Source organism: Streptomyces sp. LS1784 (assembly GCF_020103755.1).
GTDB lineage: Bacteria > Actinomycetota > Actinomycetes > Streptomycetales > Streptomycetaceae > Kitasatospora.
The window spans coordinates 1-4,917 of the sequence record NZ_JAHSQD010000590.1; the positions used below are offsets into that span (position 1 = coordinate 1).

At 72.4% G+C, this 4,917-nt stretch carries 5 protein-coding genes and 1 pseudogene; 3 read left to right on the forward strand and 3 right to left on the reverse strand.

What is annotated here, in order from left to right; all coding sequences use genetic code 11:
• On the reverse strand, positions 1-1,052 hold a 1,052-nt coding region (locus KS423_RS38400), incomplete at its 3' end, for a Cmx/CmrA family chloramphenicol efflux MFS transporter (protein ID WP_224284368.1).
• Between the two features lie 267 nt (positions 1,053-1,319).
• Here KS423_RS38400 and KS423_RS38405 point away from each other — a divergent pair.
• From KS423_RS38405 to KS423_RS38415, 3 genes are all read left to right on the forward strand, one after another.
• On the forward strand, positions 1,320-1,862 hold the full coding sequence (locus KS423_RS38405) for a GNAT family N-acetyltransferase (protein WP_224284369.1): 543 nt from the start codon (positions 1,320-1,322) through the stop codon (positions 1,860-1,862).
• 30 nt (positions 1,863-1,892) lie between these two features.
• A complete protein-coding gene (locus KS423_RS38410) occupies positions 1,893-2,378 on the forward strand; it encodes a hypothetical protein (protein WP_224284370.1) in 486 nt (161 codons plus the stop codon).
• A 529-nt stretch (positions 2,379-2,907) separates the two neighbouring features.
• Entirely contained in the window at positions 2,908-3,456 is a 549-nt protein-coding gene (locus tag KS423_RS38415) for a YceI family protein (RefSeq protein ID WP_224284371.1), read from the forward strand.
• Here the strand turns inward: KS423_RS38415 and KS423_RS48655 are convergent.
• A pseudogene (locus KS423_RS48655) lies at positions 3,398-3,847 on the reverse strand (hypothetical protein); the annotation flags it as partial. The gene KS423_RS38415 and the pseudogene KS423_RS48655 sit on opposite strands and share 59 nt — an antisense overlap.
• Positions 3,848-4,068: 221 nt before the next feature.
• A partial coding sequence (locus KS423_RS38425) for a diacylglycerol kinase (RefSeq protein ID WP_224284372.1) occupies positions 4,069-4,917 on the reverse strand: 849 nt, incomplete at its 5' end.

A 4,917-nucleotide genomic window follows, 5' to 3' on the forward strand; every position in this document is an offset into this window, starting at 1 on the left:
AGGGCGGCGGCGGCCAGTAGCGGGCCCGCGGTGGCGCCGAGGTTGAGCGCGGCGGTCGCGTAGGCGCCGGCCAGGGCGGGAGCGCCGGCCGCCTCGTACAGCACCCGGGTGATCAGCGTGCCGCCGACCGCGAACGACAGCGCGCCCAGCAGGAACACCAGCGGAAGCAGCGCGCCCGGCCGGCCCGCCAGGACGGCCAGGGAGGGCCAGCCCACCAGCAGCAGCGGGCCGCCGACGGCGAGGACCAGGCCGGGGCGCCGGTCCGCGAGCCGCCCGGCGACGGTGACCCCGGTGAACGACCCGGCGCCGAACAGCACCAGTGCGACCGGCACCCACAGCTCGCCCAGCCCGGCGCGGCCGGTCACCACGGGGGCGAGGAAGGTGAACCCGCCGAAGGTCGCCGCGTTCACCAGCGCGGCGAGCAGCATCGCGCGGAGCAGCCGCGGGCGGCGCAGCTCGGCGAACTCCGTGCGCAGGGCCGTCGTTGAGGATCGGCCGACCGAAGTAACAACGGCCGGCAGGCCCTTGGCGATGCCGACGGCGGCGGGCAGGCAGAGCAGTGCGACGGCCCAGAACGCGGCGCGCCACCCGAACAGCGCGCCCAGCACCGCCCCGCCCGGGACACCGGCCACCGTCGCCACCGTCGTCCCCGACAGCAGCACGGCGAGCGCCCGACCCTTCCGGTCCGCGGGGACGAGTGCGGCGGCGGTGGTCAGGGCCACCGCCAGGAACCCGGCGTCGGCGAGCGCGGCCACCACCCGGGTGGCGAACAGCACCGGAAAGCTCGCGGTGAGCGCCCCGACGGCGTGCGCGGCAGCGAAGACCAAGACGAACCCGAGCAGGCTGCCTCGCCCCGGCCGGTTGCGGACGAGCACGGCCATCAGCGGCGCGCCGACGGCCATCCCGACCGCGAAGGCCGAGGTGAGCCCGCCGGCCGTACCGACGGTGACGCCGAGGTCGGCGGCCAGGCCGGGCAGCAGCCCGGCGAGCATGAACTCCGAGGTGCCCATGGCGAACACGGCCAGGGCGAGCAGGTAGAGCGGAAGGGGCATCGAGAGGCTCCGAGGAGGGCGGTGGGAACGAGGAACGGACGTCTCGTCACCGCACGCTCAGCCCCCGGGCGGCGCAGGCGTGGCGCTCGCTCGGACCTCGGTGGTTCAGGGTTCCGGGTTTCTGGGGGCTGACGGCGCGTGACCGAAAGCCCCCACCCTGGATGCCTCAGGGCTCGACATGCCCGCAGGCTACCCGACCGTCCGCCGTCGAGGCACCCGGTAGTTTTTCGGTTGCCCCGGCGGCCCGGCTGCCGTTGGGTGGGGCGCATGGACGAACTGCGCACCGAACGCCTGCTGATCCGCCGCTGGCGGGAGTCCGACCTCGCCCCGTGGGCGGCGATGAACGCCGACCCGGAGGTCCGCGAGCACCTCGGCGGCATCCTCACCCGCGAGCGGAGCGACGCCTCGGTGGCGCGCTTCGAGGCGGCGATCGACCGCCGCGGGTACGGCTGGATGGCCGTCGAGGTGCGGGGGAGCGGCGAGTTCGCGGGCTTCGTGGGCCTGGACGACGTCGAGGAGAAGGACCCGGTCGACGGCGTCGAGATCGGCTGGCGCCTGGCCCGCTCCGCCTGGGGCCACGGCTACGCCACGGAGGCGGCCCGCGCCGTCCTCGGGTACGGCTTCGACACCCTCGGCCTGTCCGAGGTCCTCGCCATCACCACCGCCGGCAACCTGCGCTCCCAGGCCGTGATGCGCCGCCTCGGTATGACCCACGACCCGGCCGGGGACTTCGACGACCCGACCGTTCCGGAGGGGCCGCTGCGCCGGAACGTGATCTTCCGGCTGGTCCGGGAGGAGTACGCCGTCTAGGGTGCCCCGCAAGGGGGTTGGGCGAATCGGATGAGAGCCGGCGGGATCCTGGCCGCCGTCGCGCTGCTGCCGCCGGCCGTGGCCGCGGTGGGTCGGCTGGAGTCCCGCCGCGGCGGGTTGGCGACGGCGGTCGGGGGCGTCGGGCTGCTGTTCGCGGCCGGGGGCTGCGCCCTCCAACTGCTGGACCTGGGCGTGCCGGTCCGCCGGGAGACCCGCACGAGCGCCCCGGGCCGGGCGGACCACGTCCTGACCGTGGTCAACCGCGGCGAATCGGAGCAGGAGGGCAACACCTTCCACATCGGCCTGGAGACCGGGACCGGCCTCTCGGCCCGCCGATGGACCGTCTTCACCGTCCGGCAGGGGTTCCCGGGGCAGGGCGAGTTCGTCCCGGCGCAGTGGCCCGACGCCGACCACATTCGCATCACCACCGACGCCGGCTACCGCGTCTTCACCATCGATCCCGGCATCGGCGAACCGACCCTCACCGAGAGCGTCGGTGTCGTTCGGTCCGCCTAGTACTGCAACCGCATCTGCGTGACGGATGTGGTGTTGGGCTCGTTGGTATGTCTGTGTGCTGATGAGCTGATGGTCGAGCAGGTCGAGTCGCACCTCGGGTAGGACGATTTGCATTTCGGGGCTCGGCGCCCCGCAGTGCGGCGGGACACCGAGCGGGTCCTATCGAATCTCCCTACCCAGAGCTGGAGTCGGTGGCCTATTCGCGGCCGCTTCGAGACAGCCTCGGGGCGCCGACGGCGGCACCTCCATCGCCGACGGCTCCGAGCGACGGGTCGTCGCAGCTGACCGTGATGGACTGCACCAATCTCCAAATCGCCAGGCAACTGCGCATCAACGCAAGTAGGGTGGAGCAGCGCCTGACACGCGTGTGCCGGAACTCGACGTCAAACGCCGAAGAGACCTTCCCGTGGGCCTGCGCAACGACGGAACCACGACCGGGCGGACCGGCCCCGGAGGCCTCTGACACGCAGCACTCCCCAGCCGTCCTCGCCCCCACCGCGGAACCGACTGCCCCTCCCTAAGGATTCATGTGCCGCACACCTCGGACGACCGACCGACCACCCTTGCAGTCGGCACCTACACCATCGATGCCGGACGCAGCACGATCGCCTTCACCACGCGCCACTTCTTCGGCCTGGGCGCCGTGCGTGGAACGTTCGACCTTACCTCGGGGCAGGTGCACGTCGCCGCCGAGCCCACGCAGTCGTCGGCCACGGCTGTCATCGATGCCGACAGCTTCTCGACCGACAGCGGTACCCGCGACAGGGTCGTGCGCTCACCCAAGTACCTGGGCACAGCCGCACACCCCCACATGACCTTCGCCTCGAACGCCGTCCAGTCCACGGACACCGGGTACGTCCTGCGCGGAGAACTGACCGTCAAAGCCACCACGCGGCCCATCGAACTTACCGTCGAGCGGCCGGAATTCACAGCCGATGGAATCCGGTTCCGCGCCACCACCAGAATCGACAGGTACGCATTCGGTATTACCGTCGACAAAGGCATGACCGCCCGTCACCTCACCCTTTCCCTCGACATTCTCGCCGTGCCCGCCGTAGGCGGCATCCCCGGCGACTAGTACTGCTGCAACCGCATCTGGGGGATCTGGCCTCGGCGTTTGTCGTGGGATCGGCGGGCTCGGGCCCGGCTGCGTCGTCGGAAGCGTGACCAGCGGAGACGGCGCTCGGTGGTCCGGTGACGAGGCCTGACGAGGTGGCCCATGAGCCGGCGGATCTCCGGGACGTTCCGGGATATGAGCTCGTGCTCGTCGTCGGTGTCGCCCCCCTTTGTCGCTTCCTGGGCGCGGAGGGCGTCAGGTAGGTCAGTGCCGCCATGGCCAGGGTGATGTGCCGGTACCAGGCCCGGTAGAGGCGGACCTGGTGGTGGTCCAGGCCGCACTCGTTCTTCGCGACCTGGAACGATTCCTCGATGGCCCATCGCGCGGCGGCCACCTCGACCAGGTCTTTCAGGCGAGTGCCGACAGGGCCGTAGCAGACGTAGGAGGCGATCTCGGTGGGGTCCCTGAGCGACCTGCGGGCGAGGACCCAGTGGCTGTGCTGCGGGCGCTGTGCCCGTGGCTCTCGATGACCAGCCTCAACGTGTCCACCGCGACGGGTGCCGGTTGCATGGTGGTCCGACCCCTCCCGTTCCCGTGGTCCGGCCCGTCGGACCGGACCACGGCATCAGCGCGTCACGGCACCAGCACCCGCAGGGCGTCCTTCGCCACCGTGACCTCAACCGGGAGCCGGGTGATGAACTCCCCGTCGGCGTAGGCCGTGATGCCGGGGGACTCGATCCGCAGGGACTCGGTGCGCAGCGTGGTGACCTCCGGGTGGGTGACGTGGGTGCCCTTGAAGAGGGTCGGGAAGAACCGGGCGATGCGCAGGCGGGGCATGGCGTCGACGAGGGTGAGGTCGAGCAGGCCGTCGTCGGGGAGCGCGCTCGGGCAGATCAGCATGCCGCCGCCGTAGCTGCGGGTGTTGCCGACGGCGGCCAGGGTCAGGTCGCGTTCGATGACGGTGCCGTCGGCGAGGGTGATGCGGAACGGCAGCGGGCGCAGGTTGGCGAACTCGGCGAGGATGGCGAGGTTGTAGCGCATCCGGCCGCGCGGCCAGCGCAGCCGGTTGGCGCGGTCGCTGACCAGTGAGTCGAAGCCGGTGGCGAGGACGGAGCCGTACCAGCGGACGGCTCCGTCCGGGCCGGTGATCCGGCCGAGGTCGACGCTGCGGGTGCGCCCGGCGGCGATGACGTCGGCGGCGGCCTCGGGGTCGCCGAGCGGAAGGCCGTACTCGCGGGCGTGGTCGTTGCCGGTGCCGGCCGGTATCACGCCGAGCGGGACGGGCGTGCCGGCCAGGGCCTGGAGGGCGAGGTTGATCATACCGTCGCCGCCGACCACGGCCACCGCGTCCACCCCGTCGGCCGCCGCCTCGCGGGCGAGGCGGACGGCGTCCTCGGGGGAGCGCCCGGCGTGCGGTTCGACCTGGATGCCGAGGGCCCGCAGCCGGGCGGTGGCCCGGTGGGCGGCGGGCTCGGCGTGGCC